This window comes from Idiomarina zobellii, from assembly GCF_900100855.1.
GTDB classification, from domain to species: Bacteria; Pseudomonadota; Gammaproteobacteria; order Enterobacterales; family Alteromonadaceae; genus Idiomarina; species Idiomarina zobellii.
The window spans coordinates 172414-191087 of the sequence record NZ_FNCB01000002.1 but is presented as its reverse complement, the minus strand read 5'-3'; the positions used below and the strand labels follow the sequence as shown (position 1 = coordinate 191087).

At 47.0% G+C, this 18674-nt stretch carries 15 protein-coding genes; 12 read left to right on the top strand and 3 right to left on the bottom strand.

The genetic code is table 11. The features are described from left to right. Positions 1-75 precede the first annotated feature (75 nt). Positions 76-1740, bottom strand: coding sequence for a DNA repair protein RecN (recN, locus tag BLT32_RS03065; RefSeq protein ID WP_053952834.1), 1665 nt, complete (start codon positions 1738-1740; stop codon positions 76-78). A 108-nt stretch (positions 1741-1848) separates the two neighbouring features. Further along, entirely contained in the window at positions 1849-2739 is an 891-nt protein-coding gene (nadK, locus tag BLT32_RS03060; protein ID WP_082343116.1) for an NAD(+) kinase, read from the bottom strand. 142 nt (positions 2740-2881) lie between these two features. Here nadK and grpE point away from each other — a divergent pair, with 142 nt between their 5' ends. From grpE to BLT32_RS03010, 10 genes are all read left to right on the top strand, one after another. Further along, on the top strand, positions 2882-3541 hold the full coding sequence (grpE, locus tag BLT32_RS03055) for a nucleotide exchange factor GrpE (protein ID WP_053952832.1): 660 nt from the start codon (positions 2882-2884) through the stop codon (positions 3539-3541). 104 nt (positions 3542-3645) lie between these two features. Further along, a complete protein-coding gene (gene dnaK / locus BLT32_RS03050) occupies positions 3646-5574 on the top strand; it encodes a molecular chaperone DnaK (protein WP_053952831.1) in 1929 nt (642 codons plus the stop codon). A gap of 90 nt (positions 5575-5664) precedes the next feature. Beyond that, a complete protein-coding gene (gene dnaJ, locus BLT32_RS03045; protein WP_053952830.1) occupies positions 5665-6819 on the top strand; it encodes a molecular chaperone DnaJ in 1155 nt (384 codons plus the stop codon). Positions 6820-6864: 45 nt separating this feature from the next. After that, on the top strand, positions 6865-7701 hold the full coding sequence (locus BLT32_RS03040; RefSeq protein WP_053952829.1) for a M48 family metallopeptidase: 837 nt from the start codon (positions 6865-6867) through the stop codon (positions 7699-7701). 147 nt (positions 7702-7848) lie between these two features. Continuing rightward, entirely contained in the window at positions 7849-9078 is a 1230-nt protein-coding gene (locus tag BLT32_RS03035) for a dicarboxylate/amino acid:cation symporter (RefSeq protein ID WP_053952828.1), read from the top strand. Between the two features lie 2 nt (positions 9079-9080). Continuing rightward, positions 9081-9881 (top strand): 4-hydroxy-tetrahydrodipicolinate reductase, encoded by an 801-nt coding sequence (gene dapB / locus BLT32_RS03030; RefSeq protein ID WP_053952827.1) that lies wholly within the window; start codon positions 9081-9083, stop codon positions 9879-9881. Positions 9882-10066: 185 nt separating this feature from the next. Continuing rightward, entirely contained in the window at positions 10067-11212 is a 1146-nt protein-coding gene (gene carA / locus BLT32_RS03025; RefSeq protein ID WP_053952826.1) for a glutamine-hydrolyzing carbamoyl-phosphate synthase small subunit, read from the top strand. A 52-nt stretch (positions 11213-11264) separates the two neighbouring features. Then, positions 11265-14489, top strand: a complete 3225-nt coding sequence (gene carB / locus BLT32_RS03020) for a carbamoyl-phosphate synthase large subunit (RefSeq protein ID WP_053952825.1) — start codon at positions 11265-11267, stop codon at positions 14487-14489. Then, positions 14486-14962, top strand: a complete 477-nt coding sequence (gene greA / locus BLT32_RS03015) for a transcription elongation factor GreA (RefSeq protein WP_053952824.1) — start codon at positions 14486-14488, stop codon at positions 14960-14962. Before carB ends, greA begins: the two co-directional genes overlap by 4 nt. Positions 14963-15120: 158 nt before the next feature. After that, a complete protein-coding gene (locus tag BLT32_RS03010) occupies positions 15121-15651 on the top strand; it encodes a hypothetical protein (RefSeq protein ID WP_053952823.1) in 531 nt (176 codons plus the stop codon). A 1-nt stretch (position 15652) separates the two neighbouring features. On the opposite strand, the gene yhbY is transcribed toward BLT32_RS03010, so the two are convergent. Then, positions 15653-15949 carry a ribosome assembly RNA-binding protein YhbY gene (yhbY, locus tag BLT32_RS03005; protein ID WP_053952822.1) on the bottom strand — a complete coding sequence of 99 codons (297 nt, stop codon included), beginning with the start codon at positions 15947-15949 and terminating at the stop codon, positions 15653-15655. Positions 15950-16041: 92 nt separating this feature from the next. Here yhbY and rlmE point away from each other — a divergent pair, with 92 nt between their 5' ends. Next, positions 16042-16668 (top strand): 23S rRNA (uridine(2552)-2'-O)-methyltransferase RlmE, encoded by a 627-nt coding sequence (gene rlmE, locus BLT32_RS03000; protein ID WP_053952821.1) that lies wholly within the window; start codon positions 16042-16044, stop codon positions 16666-16668. A gap of 39 nt (positions 16669-16707) precedes the next feature. Beyond that, entirely contained in the window at positions 16708-18654 is a 1947-nt protein-coding gene (gene ftsH / locus BLT32_RS02995; protein WP_053952820.1) for an ATP-dependent zinc metalloprotease FtsH, read from the top strand. Positions 18655-18674: the final 20 nt, after the last annotated feature.

Below are 18674 nucleotides of genomic sequence, written 5' to 3'. Positions count from 1 at the left end.
TTCTCTTTTTATAACTGTATTTAACTTTTGACGATGATAAACAAAGCAGCCGCTGAACACCAGCATAGTCAGCGACTAACTCGCTAAAAGCTCTTTCGCGTTAGCTTTAGCCATGTCCGTTACACTATCCCCACCCAGTAAGCGAGCAAGCTCTGTGACACGTTCATTGTGACTTAGCGCTTTCACCATAGTTTCTGTTTCGTCATTGTCACTATATTTACTGACCTGGAACTGGTTATCAGCTTTTGCAGCAACCTGTGGCAAATGCGTAACGCAAATAACTTGAGCTGTTTGCCCAAGTTCGCGCAGCATTTTTCCAACAATAGCGGCAGTTGGGCCACTCACACCAACATCCACTTCGTCGAACATCATTGTTGGCACTGACTTTTGGGTTGCTGTCATGACCTGTATGGCAAGGCTAATACGTGAAAGTTCACCGCCCGATGCTACTTTACTGAGAGACTGCAGTGGCTGGCCTGGGTTAGTTGTTACTTCGAACTGAATATCATCGGTACCCAGACGAGACGCTTTTTTATCCGTGTCATGCTCGACATTAATAATAAATCGGCCATGAGGCATATTGAGTTCATGCATTGATTGAGTGATTTTCTTACTGAGTTCATCTGCTGCCTTTTCACGGCTGCTAGAGAGTTTCTGTGCTAACTCCCGGTAATCGGCTTCCGCCTGTTGGCGATCAGAATCTAGCTGCTCAAGGTTTTTATCAGCATTCACAATATTATCGAGTTCGGCGTTCAGCTTTTGATGATGTTGCCATAAGTCGGCAGCCGCCACCTGATGCTTTTTCGCTAAGCTAATAGCTTTGCTTAACCGCTCTTCAACAATGTCGAGCTCAGCGGGGTCAAGCTCGAGTTCATCCTGATAATGCCTCAGTTCGAGCGCGGCTTCCTCAATATGGACTTTGGCTTGCTCTAAGAGTTGGCAAACAGGCTTTAACTGCTCATCGATATCCGCAGCTTCCTCTAGTCGCTGATTCGCCGAAGAAACCAGCCCTGTTGCATTGTTATGCTCACCCTCATAAAGCGCACTGAGTGAAAAAGCACTGGCTTCCATGAGGTATTTACTGTGACTTAACTTTTTATGACGTTGTTCGAGTTCTTCAAATTCACCTTCGGCAATAGCAAAGTCATTCAATTCTTCGACTTGGTATTCGAGCAATTGTCGCTGAGCTTCGAGTTCGTCTTGTTGCTGCACATAGTGTTTATATTCTTTTTCAAGCTCGAACCACTGGCGGTATTGCGTTGCAACCTCTGACAGTAACGCTGTATGCCTTGCGTAGTTGTCTAGCAGTTCTAACTGGTGTTCTTCTTTTAGTAATAACTGGTGTTCATGCTGGCCGTGGATATTAACTAATAGTGGTGCCAGTAACTTTTGTTGGGTGAGCGCAACTGGGGTGCCGTTTATCCAGGCTTTTGAACGGCCATCACGTTGAATGACACGTCGTAGAATACAGTCTTCTTCTGAATCAAAGTCATTGTGGTTAAGCCATTGAGCGGCGGGGCTGTTTGGCTCTACCGTAAAAACAGCGCTTATTTCCGCTTTGTCCTCGCCTGGTCGGACCCAGTTAGCATCAGCCCTGGCACCTAAACACAAGCTTAAAGCATCTAAAGCAATAGACTTACCAGCACCGGTCTCACCAGTGATAGCGGTCATGCCTTTTGCGAAGTCGATATCCAGAGACTTAACGACAGCAAAATTGCGGATGTGTAACTGAGCTAACATAAATGCACCTTATTGACATGTACGTATAAAAGCACTGTTGTTTTGTACAGTTTATACAGTATTTATACAGTACTATTTTGTTATTGCAAGCTCAGTATGAAATTTCTTCTAAAAAAGTCGGCTGCCCCAGCCAAGTTTGTTACGCAATACGTGGTAATAATTGTGATCAACCGGGTGAATCATTTTAAGCGTATGGTCATGCTTTTTAAGCACAATGTCGTCTCCCGGGTGCACAGCCATACGCACGTGACCGTCACAACTAATTTGTAATAGGTCGTTGTCGTAAGCTGCGCGTAGTCGAATATGGCTTTCGCCATCAACAACAATAGGGCGGCTACTTAATGTGTGAGGAAACATAGGAACCAGAGTCATCGCATTGAGGTTAGGGTGTAATATGGGGCCGCCTCCAGACAGAGAATAGGCGGTGGAGCCCGTAGGCGTAGCGCAAATTAACCCGTCAGAGCGCTGACTAAAAACAAAGTGATCATCAATGTAGAGCTCGAACTCTATCATGTGAGCGACTTTGTCAGAATGCAGAACAATTTCGTTAATGGCGCGTCCTGCACCTGCTGGAGATCCGTTGCTAATCACTTCAGCAGAAAGTAGAAAACGCTTTTCAACGTGGTATTCGCCTTCTAAAACGTTAAGCAAGTGAGTCATTACTTCGTCAGGGTCCAGGTCAGTCAAAAAGCCTAAATTACCCCGGTTCACACCAATGACCCCAATGTCATGTTCGCAGAGCGCCCTTGCCGCACCTAACATATTGCCATCACCACCAACAACAACGGCAATGTCAGCCCACTCTCCAAGCTCTGCTAAGTTTATGGTTTTGATTTTACCGGACTCAAGCAGTTTTTGAGGTAACTGTTCAGCAGTGCGGGACTCAAGTGCTATGTCATAGCCACGTTCGTTTAGTGTCGTCGTTACCGTTTCTAAAGTGAGTTGTGTGCCGCGGTCATTGACCTTGCCGAGTAAGCCAATTCTCTGAAATGCGCTCATAATGACAGTTCCTGTGGTTTAGGCTGTTTACGCTACGATCAGGTGGAAAATTTATCAAGTCATAGAAAGCCCCTTGAAAGTAAAAAACTTGCCCCCATTAACTTGGCAACCTCAATTTAAACCGGACTGAAGAGAGTCAAATATGGCGAATAAAAAAGACCAACAGACTGAACAGAATGTTGACCAGACGGTCGAGCAACAGCAAGCAGAGCAGCAGGCTGCGCAAGCGGCAGAAGAAGCAATGCAACAGGACACAACAGCTGCTGAAGCAGAAACGGCAGGAACGTCGGCTGACCAAACTGACAAAATTGCCGAGCTTGAGCTGGCACTGAGTAAAGCTGAAGCACAGGTGAAAGACCAGCGCGAGTCGGTGTTGCGTACGCAGGCTGAAATGGAAAACGTACGACGTCGTGCAAGTCAGGACGTGGAAAAAGCGCATAAGTTCGCGCTAGAGAAGTTCGCCAATGAATTGCTAACGTCCGTGGATAACCTGGAAAGAGCACTACAGCTAGCCGACCAGCAAGACGAGTCGAGCCGCAATTTTATTGAAGGTATTGAGCTGACTTACAAGAGTCTGACCTCAACCCTGGAAAAGTTTGGTGTGAAAGCGGTAGGAGAAGAAGGCGAAGCCTTTAACCCTGATTTGCACCAGGCCATGTCGATGCAAGAGTCTAGCGAGCACTCAAATAACACTATTATGGCTGTCATGCAGAAAGGCTACGAACTAAATGGCCGCTTGCTGCGTCCCGCTATGGTTATGGTTGCGCGTAATTCAGACTCGGGCGTCGATACGAAAGCATAAAGATTAATCAAATATCCTTACATAGGGTGTTGAAATCAAAATAAACAGACCCCAAATAAGGGGTAACGAAACAAATTTCATGAATCTGGAGTTGGAGACGAATCATGGGCAAAACAATTGGTATTGACTTAGGTACAACAAACTCTTGTGTTGCTGTACTAGACGGTGGCAAAGCACGCGTTATCGAAAACGGTGAAGGTGACCGCACAACCCCTTCAGTGGTTGCATTTACTGACGACGGCGAGATTTTGGTGGGTTCACCAGCAAAACGCCAAGCAGTAACTAACCCGAACAAAACTTTATTCGCAATTAAGCGTTTAATTGGCCGTCGTTTTCAGGACGACGAAGTCCAGCGCGATATTGGCATTATGCCTTATAAAATCGTTAAAGCGGACAATGGCGACGCTTGGGTAGAAGTGGATGGCGATAAAAAGGCACCACCACAAATTTCTGCAGAAGTTCTGAAGAAAATGAAGAAAACCGCAGAAGAGTTCCTGGGCGAGAAAGTAACAGACGCAGTTATTACTGTACCTGCATACTTTAATGACGCTCAGCGTCAGGCAACGAAAGACGCAGGTAAAATCGCAGGCTTAGAAGTTAAACGTATCATCAACGAGCCGACCGCTGCTGCATTAGCCTACGGTATGGACAAGAAGTCAGGCGACAATGTCATTGCGGTCTATGACTTAGGTGGTGGTACCTTCGATATCTCCATCATCGAAATTGATGAAGTTGAAGGTGAGCACACGTTTGAAGTATTAGCGACTAACGGTGACACCCACTTAGGTGGTGAGGACTTTGATAACCGCTTAATTAACTACTTAGTTGAGCAGTTTGAGAAAGACCAAGGCATTGACCTGCGTAAAGATCCATTAGCCATGCAGCGCTTAAAAGAAGCGGCAGAGAAAGCCAAAATTGAACTGTCATCGGCTCAGCAGACCGAAGTGAACCTGCCTTACATTACGGCAGACAACACCGGTCCTAAGCACATGGCAATTAAAGTAACTCGCGCGAAGCTTGAGTCATTGGTTGAAGACTTAATTACTAAGTCACTAGAGCCGGTTAAGCAGGCATTGGCAGATGCAGACCTGTCAGTAAGCGACATTAACGACATTATCATGGTCGGTGGTCAGACTCGTATGCCGAAAGTGAGCGCTGCGGTTACTGACTTCTTTGGCAAAGAGCCACGTCGTGACGTGAACCCGGATGAAGCGGTAGCAATGGGTGCTGCGGTTCAAGGTGGTGTCTTGTCAGGTGATGTAAAAGACGTACTGTTATTGGACGTATGTCCGCTGTCACTGGGTATCGAAACCATGGGCGGCGTGATGACCAAGCTGATTGAGAAGAACACCACGATTCCGACTAAAGAATCGCAAACGTTCTCAACAGCGGAAGACAACCAATCTGCAGTAACTATCCATGTATTGCAGGGTGAGCGTAAGCGTTCAGCGGATAACAAGTCGCTGGGTCAGTTTAACTTAGAAGGTATCCGCCCGGCAGCGCGTGGTGTACCGCAAATCGAAGTGACGTTCGATATTGATGCAGACGGTATCCTGCACGTATCGGCGAAAGACAAAGACACGGGTAAAGAGCAGAAGATTACCATTAAAGCATCTTCTGGTCTGGACGAGTCTGAAGTCGAAAAAATGGTGAAAGACGCAGAAGCGCACGCTGAAGAAGATAAGAAGTTTGAAGAGATGGTACAGGCGCGTAACCAAGCTGACGGCTTAGTGCACGCTACTCGTAACCAGCTGAAAGAAGTTGGTGACGCTCTGTCTCAAGAAGACAAAGACGCCATCGAGAAAGCGTGTGAAGAACTTGAGCAAGCAGCCAAAGAAGGCGACAAAGAAGCCATCGATGCGAAGTCTCAAGCTCTGATGGAAGCGTCTCAAAAATTGATGGAAGCCGCTCAACAGCAGCAAGCTCAGCAAGGTGCTGAAGGCGCAGCCGGTGGTGAGCAGTCTTCGTCAAAAGCGGATGACGACGTTGTCGATGCTGAATTTGAAGAAGTCAAAGACGACGACAAGAAGTAAGCACTAAGGCAACTTCGCTAATCAACACGGGTGTTGCCGCAAGGTAATGCCCGTGTATTCGTATCAGAGTAGGACAGAAGACGTAACATTATGGCGACACAAGATTTCTATCAAATTCTTGGGGTCTCAAAAGACGCCAGCGATCGTGATATTAAAAAAGCATACAAACGTATGGCTATGAAATATCACCCGGATCGCACCAAAGGCGATAAAGACCTCGAGTTAAAGTTTAAAGAGATAAAGCAAGCCTACGAGGTCTTATCTGACCCGCAGAAGCGCCAGATGTATGACCAATATGGGCACGAAGCCTTCGAACAGGCACGTCAGGGCGGTGGTGGCCCAGGCGCCGGTGGATTCGGCGGTGGTGCCGATTTTGCTGATATTTTTGGTGATGTATTCGGTGATATTTTCGGTGGCGGTGGCCGTCGTCAGCAGGCACGTGCGCAGCGTGGCGCGGATTTACGCTACAACCTGGATATGTCATTGGAAGAAGCTGTACGGGGTAAAACTGTTGAGTTAAAAATTCCAACCTTAGTTGAATGTGAAGACTGTGATGGCAGTGGTGCCAAGAAAGGCAGCAAACCGCAAACCTGTGGTCACTGTCACGGAGCGGGCCAAATTCAAATGCGCCAAGGCTTTTTTGCTGTTCAGCAAACCTGCCCACAATGTCGTGGTAAAGGTACTATTATCAGCGATCCATGCCGCACTTGTCATGGACAGGGTCGCAAAGAAGAAACTAAGACCTTGTCGGTTAAAATTCCGGCCGGCGTGGATACCGGTGATCGCATTCGCTTAGCTAATGAAGGTGAAGCGGGTGAGAACGGCGCTCCGGCGGGGGACTTATATGTTCAGGTGCATGTCCGTGAACACCCAATTTTTTCTCGCGACGGTAATAACCTGTACTGCGAAGTGCCGGTAAGCTTTACAAAAGCCGCGTTAGGTGGAGACATTGAAGTGCCAACGCTGGATGGCAAAGTGAAGCTAAAAGTTCCAAAAGAAACGCAGACCGGAAAACATTTCCGCATGCGTGGCAAAGGCGTGAAATCGGTAAGAACTGGTGCCGTTGGTGATCTTATTTGTAAGGTGGTTATAGAGACACCTGTGAACCTTTCGGCAAAGCAGCGTGAAATGCTTGAAGAGCTGGAAGAGTCTATGGGAACTGGGGACGAAGCTGGCAAGTTTAGACCCAAAGAAAAAGGGTTTTTCGACGGCGTAAAACAGTTTTTTGATGACTTACGCGGATAAATTGGCTATCACTATAGTGTATTAGCTAATGATTGGAGGCAGCGGATGCAGCTTAAAACAGTTTTGTTAGGTATAACAGCAGCGGTGACTCTGGCCAGTTGTGCACAGTCACCAACCGGACGTTCACAGTTGCAGCTCTATCCGAGCAGTGAGTTGAACAAAATGGGGGCTGCCTCCTACGAGGAAATGCGTAAAGAAGGTAAAATCAACCAAGATGAACAGGTTAACGCATACGTGCGTTGTGTTACCGATGCTTTGGTTGAGACTTTGCCGGGTGACTATGCGCAGATGGACTGGGAAGTCACTGTGTTTGATGAACCAACGGTCAATGCTTTTGCACTACCTGGTGGTTATATAGGTGTTTATAACGGCTTGCTGGAAACTGCGGAAAATCAGCACCAGTTAGCGGCGGTTATTGGACACGAAATTGGTCATGTCATAGCTGAGCATAGCAATGAACGCATTTCCAGCAATATGCTAGTCGGCCTTGGTCTACAGATTGGCGGCGTTATCGCAAATAGCCAGCTTGATAGCAAAGAAGCGGGCTTGCTCATGGCGGCATTGGGTATTGGCGCGCAAGTGGGTGTCCTTTTACCGTATTCGAGAACGCATGAATCTGAGTCTGACGAGCTGGGTCTTGAATATATGGCTGATGCGGGTTTTCGACTCGACCAGGCACCAGAATTATGGCGCAATATGAAAGCCGCGTCTGGCGGAGCCGCTCCACCGGAGTTATTATCAACTCACCCGAATCCGGACACTCGTATTCAGGACTTAGAAGCACAAATACCCTCACTTCAAAGTCGGTACCAGCAAGCAGTTGCTGCAGGTAACACGCCTAACTGTCAACGACCTGCATCGCTCGATAAACCTGCTGAGTAATGACCAGATCCTAACGTCACCAAACAAGCGCGGTCTATTAAGCCGCGCTTTTTGTTTAAACGGTTATAAGGTATATCAACCGGTTCTTTCCCTTTGTAAAGTGACACACTAATCTAGCGCCCATTTATTTGACCGACGGGCAGTAGTATGTTGAAAGTGTGGTTCGCAATTCCGTTTTGGCAGCGCGTGTTAGGGGCATTTGCTGCGGGTATGCTGATTGGTGGCTTAGCACCGGAAGTAGGTGTTGCCTTAAAGCCATTGGGTGACCTTTTTATTAAAGCCATAAAAATGCTCGTGGCTCCATTAATATTCTGCGCCATTGTCAGCGCCATTACTGATCTAAACGATGGCAAAAAATTAGGGCGACTGGGTGTAAAAACCATTGGTTTATTCATGTTCACAGCGGTTATTGCCAGTGCAATAGGTTTGACACTGGCGACCGTTATCGACATTAGCCCGGAAACCGTTTTGACCCCAACTGAACAAAATGAAAAAACCATTCCGAGTGTGTCAGAAGTTTTTCTCAACTTTGTTCCTGATAACCCATTTGCGGCACTGACAGAAGGTAACGTTCTGCAAATCGTGGTTTTTGCGGCGCTGGTCGGCATTGCTATTCAGCGACTGAGTCAGAAGGCCGAGCCGTTACGTAAAACGATAAAGTCCGGCGCTGAGGTTATGTATGAAATCACTCGCATGGTTTTACAACTGACGCCTGTTGGTGTATTTGGCCTTATGTCCTGGGTTATTGGTGAATATGGCTTTTCAACATTGCTGCCACTGGCTAAGTTTGTTGGGGTTATTTATCTTGCGTGCCTTATTCATATCGTTGTTGTTTATGGGGGCTTAGTGAGAACGGCCGGCGGTATGAGTGTCCGGGAGTTTTTTAAAGCCGTATTTGATGCTCAGATAGTTGCATTTACGACCTGCAGCTCGTTCGGTTCTTTACCGGCAGCTCACAGAGCGGTAACAGAACGCCTTAAAGTCTCAAAAGACTACGCAAGCTTTGTGTTGCCTCTGGGGGCTACTATAAATATGGACGGTTGCGGTGGTATTTATCCCGCTGTGGCATCCATTTTTATCGCTCAGCTTTATGGTATTCCGTTAGAATGGATGGATTACGGACTTATCATGCTTACCGCAACACTGGCGTCAGTGGGGACAGCTGGTGTTCCAGGTACCGCATTGGTTATGTTGACGGTCACCTTGAACGTTATTGGCTTGCCGCTGGAAGGCATCGCCTTTATTGCAGCCATTGACCGTATTATCGATATGGCGCGCACGCTCACAAATGTCACTGGTGATATGATGGTGTCACGAGTGGTTGCACGTAGTGAAAACCTGTTGCAGGATGACAGCACAGTTAAAACGGAGTCATAATAATGTTGAAAGTGGGTGTTTTGGGTGCGTCCGGGCGCATGGGGCAAGCGGTTGTTACTGCGCTTGGGCAAAGCGAAAAAGCAGAATTGACGGCTGCAATTGTCCGCTCAACCAGTAGTGTTTTTGGAAAAGAGCTGGATAATGGTCTCAAGTACACGTCATTGAAAAACATCAATGCACAGAACATTGATGTGCTTATTGACTTCTCGCTGCCCGAAGCACTGGAAGAGAATTTAACCTATGCCTTGCAGAGCAAACTTCCTGTTGTGGTGTGTACGACAGGACTTACGGATAAGCAACAACAAATGCTGGCAACCGCCTCAGAACAAATCCCTGTTCTCTACGCACGCAATACCAGTGTTGGAGTGGCTTTGTTAGAGCAGTTAGTTGCTTTGGCGAGTGCCGCTTTATCAACGGCTGATATTGAGATATTTGAAGCTCACCACAAGCATAAGAAAGACGCACCATCCGGCACGGCTATTGCACTTGGAGAGGCCGCGGCAAAAGGACGCCATCAAGATTGGAGTACAGTAAATACTGGTGTGCGTGGTGATGGTGTCAGACAAGACGAGAGTATCGGCTTTTCGGTGATGCGCGCGGGCGATATTATTGGTGAACATCAGGTTACCCTTGCCACAGAAGGTGAGCGTATAGAATTAGGTCATAAAGTCAGCAATAGAAATACCTTTGCGCAAGGCGCTATCAATGCGGGCTTATGGTTATACCGGCAAAAGCCTGGTAACTATGGTATGCAGGACATACTCGAGCTTAACAAGGTGTTCAGTCAGCTGCTCAAGCAATAAATATAACTGGACGATTTCCGTAAAATTTCGTAAAATAAGTGCAATTTGCCTAAGTCAATTCGGGCAGTTAATTCAGTCAGTTAACGTGCTTTTGGATGTAACAGGCAAAATGCGCGGTTCAGGACGCAAGGCGGGCGAAGTCAAATTATTTGATTCACCCGTTTTTTTATGTACGGAGGTTGCCCTTGAGTATTCTAGCGAGTCAATCCGCTAAACGAGCGATTCTGGTGCTTGCCGACGGGTCCGTTTTTCGCGGAACCGCAATAGGAGCGGAAGGCTCCGCCGTCGGTGAAGTTGTCTTTAATACGGCAATGACAGGCTATCAGGAAATTCTTACCGACCCATCTTATACCGAACAAATTGTTACCCTCACCTATCCCCACATTGGCAATACAGGCACTAACTCAGAAGATCAAGAATCTGATAACGTGTGGGCGAAAGGATTAATCATTCGTGACCTGGCTATGAAAGCCAGTAACTTTCGAAAAGAAGAAACGCTAAGCGCGTACTTGCAGCGTCACAATGTTGTGGGTATTGCCGATATCGACACCCGTCGTTTGACTCGCATTTTACGAGAAAAAGGCGCTCAGAATGGCTGTATTATCGTTGGTGAGCTTGACGAGCAGAAAGCGCTGAAGTTAGCGCAGGAGTTCCCCGGGCTTAAGGGTATGGACCTTGCGAAAGAAGTTTGCTGTGACAAACCGTATGAGTGGAAAGGCGGAAGCTGGCAACTTGGCGAAGGTTTCACTCAACCTGAACAGTCAAAGTACCATGTTGTCGCATACGATTATGGCTGCAAACAAAATATTTTAAGGCTGTTGGCTGACCGTAATTGTAAAATAACCGTCGTACCGGCACAGACACCGGCGGAAGATGTTCTGGCAATGAACCCTGATGGCATCTTTTTATCCAATGGCCCAGGCGACCCAGAGCCATGTGACTACGCAATTGAAGCCATAAAAACCTTCCTGGACAAAGATGTTCCTATTTTCGGTATTTGTTTGGGTCACCAACTGCTGTCAATTGCCAGCGGAGCGCAGTCCGTAAAAATGAAATTTGGTCACCACGGCGCAAACCATCCAGTTCAAGACCTTAAAACTAAGCAGGTAATGATAACCAGTCAGAACCACGGCTTTGCGGTTGACGAAGAAAACCTGCCGGCGTGTCTTGATGTCACGCATCGCTCATTGTTCGATGGCACTTTGCAGGGCGTTCACCGTAACGATAAACCCGCGTTTAGTTTCCAGGGGCACCCTGAAGCGAGTCCGGGTCCACACGACGCCAGTGAGCTTTTCGACCATTTTATTGAATTAATGCAGGCTAATGCGTAATTCGTTGTTCAATAAGCAATTACGTATAGCGAGAGGATAGACAGAGCGACTTATGCCAAAACGTACCGACATTAAAAGCATTTTGATTTTAGGCGCAGGTCCGATTGTTATCGGTCAGGCGTGTGAGTTTGATTACTCTGGAGCCCAAGCTTGCAAAGCCCTGCGTGAGGAAGGTTACCGAGTTATATTGGTAAACTCGAACCCGGCAACCATCATGACTGACCCGGAAATGGCCGACGCAACCTATATTGAGCCAATTCACTGGGAAGTTTTAGAAAAAATTATTGAGCGCGAGCGTCCTGATGCCATTTTGCCAACAATGGGTGGCCAAACGGCACTGAACTGTGCGTTAGATCTTGATCGTCATGGTGTACTCGAACGCTATAAAGTCGAAATGATCGGTGCTAATGCCGATGCTATTGATAAAGCAGAAAACCGTGACCGTTTCGACAAGGCCATGAAAGCTATTGGTCTGGAGACACCGAATGCGGAAATGGCGCACAGTATGGAAGAAGCGTTCGATGTGCTGGACCGTTTAGGCTTTCCATGCATTATTCGTCCGTCTTTCACTATGGGCGGAAGCGGCGGTGGTATCGCGTACAACCGAGAAGAATTTGAAGAGATTTGTCGCCGCGGCTTAGATCTATCACCGACGAACGAACTCCTTATTGATGAGTCACTACTTGGCTGGAAAGAGTACGAAATGGAAGTGGTGCGCGATAAGAGCGACAACTGCATTATCGTGTGTACCATCGAAAACTTCGATGCTATGGGTATTCATACCGGTGACTCCATTACGGTTGCTCCGGCACAAACACTGACCGACAAAGAGTTTCAGATAATGCGTGATGCGGCGATGGCCGTATTGCGTGAAATTGGTGTTGAAACGGGCGGTTCAAACGTGCAGTTCGGGGTTAACCCAGACACTGGGCGTATGGTTATCATTGAAATGAACCCTCGAGTTTCTCGCTCCTCGGCTCTGGCGTCGAAAGCAACCGGCTTCCCAATTGCGAAGGTAGCAGCGAAGCTGGCAGTTGGTTATACGCTAGACGAGCTTGAGAACGAAATTACCGGCGGTGTCACACCAGCCTCGTTTGAGCCTGCGTTAGACTACGTGGTCACTAAGATTCCTCGCTTTAACTTCGAGAAGTTTGCAAACTGTAATGACCGTTTAACCACACAAATGAAGTCGGTGGGAGAGGTTATGGCTATTGGCCGTAACTTCCAGGAATCGATGCAAAAAGCGTTGCGTGGCTTGGAACTTGGGGCTGCTGGATTTGACCCCGTGGTTGACCTGCAGGCAGAAGATGCGCGCTCGAAGGTCATTCGTGAATTGAAGGAACCGGGCGCTGAACGTATTTGGTACATTGCGGATGCGTTCCGTTTGGGTATGACTGTTCGTGAAGTGTTTGAGCTAACACGCATAGACGAGTGGTACCTGATTCAAATTGAAGAGCTTATCAACCTAGAAAAAGAAGTCGATGAACTTGGCCTGGCCGGGTTGACCGAAGACGTTATGTCTGTGCTTAAGCGTCGTGGCTTTGCCGATGCCCGTATCGCAGATGTTCTGCATGTAAGTGAGGCTGAGGTTCGGAAAAAGCGTCAGCAATTCAATATTCACCCTGTTTACAAGCGCGTCGATACGTGTGCAGCGGAGTTTGCTTCAAGCACTGCGTACATGTACTCGAGTTACGATGAAGAGTGTGAAGCAGAGCCGTCTGATAAAGAGAAAATCATGGTTATCGGCGGCGGTCCTAACCGCATCGGACAAGGTATTGAGTTCGACTATTGCTGTGTTCACGCAGCGCTGGCGCTTCGCGATGATGGCTATGAAACCATTATGGTGAACTGTAACCCAGAAACTGTGTCAACCGACTACGATACGTCTGACCGCTTGTACTTCGAACCTATTACTCTGGAAGATGTGCTGGAAATTGTGCGTATTGAGAAGCCAAAAGGCGTTATTGTTCAGTACGGTGGCCAGACTCCTCTGAAGCTGGCGCGTGAGTTAGAAGCGAATGGTGTACCTATTATTGGTACGTCGCCAGATGCTATTGACCGGGCGGAAGATCGTGAGCGCTTCCAAACAGCGGTTCGTCGTTTAGGCCTTAAGCAGCCGGAAAACGCCACAGTCACAGGCTTTAACGAAGCTTTGACTGAAGCGAAACGTATTGGCTATCCGTTGGTCGTTCGTCCGTCATACGTTCTGGGTGGCCGTGCTATGGAAATTGTCTACGACGAGACAGATTTGCAGCGTTATCTGACTGATGCCGTAAAAGTGTCAAACGATGCCCCTGTATTGTTGGACAAGTTCCTTGATAATGCGATTGAGGTCGATGTCGATGCTATTTGTGACGGCAAGGACGTCCTTATTGGCGGCATTATGCAGCACATTGAAGAAGCTGGCGTTCACTCAGGTGACTCGGCGTGTTCATTACCCCCTTATTCTTTAAGCGATATCATTCAGGCGCAGCTACGTGAACAAATGCGTAAATTGGCGTTTGAGCTCAATGTAAACGGCTTAATGAATGCACAGTTTGCCGTAAAAGACGACGAGATTTACTTAATAGAAGTAAACCCTCGTGCGGCTCGTACCGTACCTTTTGTATCTAAAGCAACCGGTGTACCACTGGCGAAAGTCGCAGCACGAGTTATGGTCGGGCGCAGCCTTGAAGAGCAGGGCTATGTGAAAGAGATTATTCCACCGTATTACTCGGTTAAAGAAGTGGTTATTCCTTTTGCTAAGTTCCAGGGCGTGGACCCTATTCGTGGTCCGGAAATGCGCTCAACGGGTGAGGTTATGGGCGTTGGTGAAAGCTTTGAAGAAGCCTACGCCAAAGCTAATTTAGGGGCTGGTGAAGCGCTGGCGAAAAAAGGTAAAGCGCTTATTTCAGTGAAAGACAGCGATAAACAGCGTCTTATGGATCTTGCTCGTGGCTTGCTGGCACTAGGGTTTAGTCTTGAAGCAACACGCGGTACGGCGAAGATGCTCGCAGAAGAAGGTATTGACTGCTCTATCGTCAATAAGCTTCAGGAAGGTCGACCAAATATTGTTGATGCTATAAAGAATGGCGAGTACAGTTATATTATCAACACGGTAGAAGGTCGTCAGGCGATTGAAGACTCTGTTTACATTCGTCGAGAAGCGCTGTTGAATAAAGTGATTTACACCACCACATTAAATGCAGCGTTCGCAACCGTTAAAGCAAACACCGCGGACGACAGAGCTCGGGTTAGCTCAGTACAAGAATTACATAAAAGGGTATCGTTAGTATGAACCAGATTCCAATGACGGAACGGGGCGCTCAGTTGTTAAGAGATGAGCTGAAGCGTTTAAAAACGGTAGAGCGACCTCGCATTGTCGAGGCGATTGCCGATGCACGTGAGCACGGTGACTTAAAAGAGAACGCTGAGTACCACGCTGCGCGTGAGCAACAAGGTTTTTGTGAAGGTCGAATTCAAGAAATTGAATCGAAGCTTTCTAACGCTCAAATCATTGATGTCACTAAAGTACCTAATAACGGTAAAGTGATTTTTGGTGCAACAGTTACAGTGTATAACACCAAGACTGATGAAGAGGTTACTTATAAAATTGTTGGTGATGATGAAGCGGATATTAAGTCGAACCTTATTTCCGTTAACTCTCCAATTTCTCGTGCCTTAATTGGTAAGGAAATCGATGATGTTGCAACAGTAACGACACCTAATGGTGAAGTTGAGTACGAGGTTGTTGCAGTAGAGTACAAGTAACTCTTTAAATTTACTAAGCTTTTTAAAAGGCTGGAAACTTAGGTTTACCAGTCTTTTTTATTTTTCAGCCTTGCTTTTGGTTGTTTTTCCACCGTCTTGCTGTATATTTCCGCACCTATCACTAATTGTTAACATAAATAAAACAAAGAAACTAAACGATGGACACGGAAGCCTTGGGGTTTGACCCTCTCTCCTATACTCAAGTTGACGACTTATCTGTTACAGAATGTTTTGAAAAGCTGAAGCTGGTTTCAAATAAGTCTACTTATAAAGATGTGGCTATTTGGCTCGGCAAAACACAGATGGACTACAATAATTGGCGTCGCAGTGGCAAGCTGCCTTGGTTTGAGATTATTCGGGCGTTACTCAGAGAAGGTATATCGCTGGATTGGTTCTTCGCGCCTGGGCAAGACTTAAGTAAACCACAGTATGTCTATAGTGCTGCCGACTACACCAAAGCAAGTGTCCGAGAGCACGAGCAATGGCAAAGGTTTAACTTTCTGAATGCTCACCGAAGAGTCAGGCCTCTACTGGAAAAATACCAACTAGAGAGCAGCAGAAAAGCCGAAGCCTTTCTGCTGGAGTGCTACTTATTGTCTAAAGACAATTTTCTGAATAAAGAACAGGCGGTCGAGCTTATTGCTCGCGCAATGGCTATGGATCCACCCAAGACGGAGGAGCTGCGTTAACTTAACGGCGAGGTAGTTTTATCTGAGGTTCTTCGGCCTGCTTATACAGAATTTGAGTTTTACCAATAATTTGCACTTGCTCAGCGTCGGTATGCTGAACAATAGTTGCCATAATCTGCTGGCGTAATTCTTTGTCTTCCTCTGGCACCTTTATCTTAATGAGCTCATGGTGTTCAAGTGCTTGCTCTATTTCGGCAATAACACCTTCGGTTAATCCGTTTGCGCCTAATAACACCACAGGCTTTAACGGGTGAGCCAGTCCTTTCAAAAACTGCTTTTGTTTATTTGTTAATGACATTTGCTAATATTCCGGTTTACGACTTGAATTTTTGGTATTGTAACGCCAGATAAGGTGTTCTAGCCAGTTAATTGAGGAAACTTCGGTAAATCATGGGAAAAAAGCGCAGTGTCAGTAGTCAGCGTTGGCTGAAAGAGCATTTTGATGACCATTTTGTGCAAAAAGCGCAAAAAAAAGGCCTGCGTTCTCGGGCGGTTTTCAAACTGGAAGAAATTCAGCAGAAAGATAAGTTGATCAAAAAAGGCCAGACTGTCGTTGATCTAGGGGCTGCTCCCGGCGGTTGGTCACAATACGTTGCTGACTATTTCAATGGCGACGGGCAAATTATCGCCTGCGATATTTTACCGATGGACCCAATCGCTGGTGTCGATTTCCTTCAGGGCGATTTTCGTGAAGAATCTGTACTGGAGGCGTTAACCGAAAGAATTGGTGGCAAGAACGTCGATGTTATATTGTCGGATATGGCGCCAAATATGAGTGGTAATGGCACGGTTGATCAAGCACGCTCTATGTACTTAGTAGAGCTAGCTTTGGATATGTGTCACCAAGTATTGAAACCTGGCGGCCATTTTGTCGTCAAAGTATTTCAGGGGCAAGGGTTCGAAGAGTTCCTGAAAGATGCAAGAGCCGCTTTCAAAACGGTCAAAACACGTAAACCAGATTCTTCTCGGGCTCGTTCCAGAGAAGTCTACTTGGTAGCGACACATTATAAAGTATAGTACCCTGTTGGGTAGTGATTTTAATAGAGGTAATAGGCTTTGAGCGATATGGCAAAGAATCTCATCTTGTGGCTGGTAATAGCCGTTGTGCTGATGAGCGTTTTTCAGAGCTTCAGTCCAAGCGAATCGTCGTCTTCAACCATGGCGTACAACGAGTTTGTAAGTCAGGTTAACAATGGCAACATTCGCAAGGCTGAATTTGGTGATGACGGACGCACGATTTCAGGGGTAACTCGAAACGGACAATCTTATAAAACGGTTGTTCCAACCCAGTACGATCCAAAAATCCTGGACGATTTATTGGCGAACGACGTTCAAACACAAGGTACTCCTCCTGAGGAGCAAAGTATTCTTGCGTCAATTTTCATCTCATGGTTCCCAATGTTACTGCTTATTGGTGTGTGGATATTCTTCATGCGTCAAATGCAAGGCGGCGGTGGTAAAGGCGCCATGTCGTTCGGTAAGAGCAAGGCCCGTTTAATGAGCGACGAGCAAATAAAAACGACGTTCAAAGACGTAGCTGGTTGCGACGAAGCCAAAGAAGAAGTAACCGAGTTGGTTGACTACTTAAAAGATCCATCGAAGTTTCAACGATTGGGCGGCAAAATCCCGAAAGGCGTGTTAATGGTTGGCCCTCCTGGTACCGGTAAAACCTTGCTGGCGAAGGCGATTTCAGGTGAAGCCAAAGTACCCTTCTTTAGTATTTCGGGTTCTGACTTTGTTGAAATGTTTGTCGGTGTTGGTGCCTCGCGTGTTCGCGATATGTTCGAACAGGCGAAAAAGTCAGCCCCATGTATCATCTTTATTGATGAGATAGATGCAGTAGGCCGTCAACGTGGCGCAGGCCTCGGCGGTGGTCATGACGAGCGTGAGCAAACCCTGAACCAAATGTTGGTTGAAATGGATGGTTTCGAAGGCAACGAGGGTATTATCGTTATTGCCGCTACTAACCGTCCAGACGTACTCGACCCTGCATTACTCCGACCTGGACGTTTTGACCGTCAGGTTGTGGTGGGGCTACCAGACGTTCGCGGCCGTGAACAAATTCTGAAAGTACATATGCGCAAAGTACCTTTAGGTGATGATGTTAAACCAGAGCTAATCGCTCGCGGTACACCAGGCTTCTCAGGCGCAGATTTAGCGAACTTAGTGAACGAAGCTGCCTTGTTTGCTGCACGTGGTAATAAGCGTGTCGTTGCAATGGAAGAGTTCGATAAAGCAAAAGACAAAATCATGATGGGCGCGGAACGTCGCTCAATGGTCATGACCGATGATGAAAAAGCGATGACTGCATATCACGAAGCAGGTCATGCGATTGTCGGTCGGTTAGTACCAGAGCACGATCCTGTCTATAAAGTCTCTATCATTCCTCGCGGCCGTGCGTTGGGTGTGACCATGTACTTGCCGGAACAAGACCGTGTCAGTCACAGCAAGCAACACTTGGAAAGCATGATTTCAAGCTTGTTTGGTGGGCGTTTGGCTGAAGCCATTATTTATGGCGATGACAAAGTGACAACCGGTGCGTCAAATGACATTGAGAGGGCAACCGAAATTGCTCGTAAAATGGTGACTCAATGGGGCTTATCGGAAAAAATGGGGCCACTGCTTTATGCTGAAGACGAAAACGAGGTGTTCCTTGGTCGTCAGGTGACACAGCATAAGAATATGTCTGATGACACAGCTCGAGCTATCGATGAAGAAGTGAAGTCTGTTATCGATAAGAACTATCAGCGTGCTAAGCAGATTCTAGAGGAAAATGTCGACATTCTTCATGCAATGAAAGACGCGTTGGTAAAGTATGAAACTATCGATGCAGACCAAATCGATGACTTAATGAATCGTCGTGAAGTTCGCCAACCTAAAGGCTGGACGGATAACAATAACGACGGTGACGGTACTAACGGTGGCGCTGCTAAGGCAGACGACACTGAAGAGCGCCCACAGAGACCTATCAATGTTGATAAGCCTGGTGACGCGACGTCGTAACAACAGCTAAGCTTTAAAAA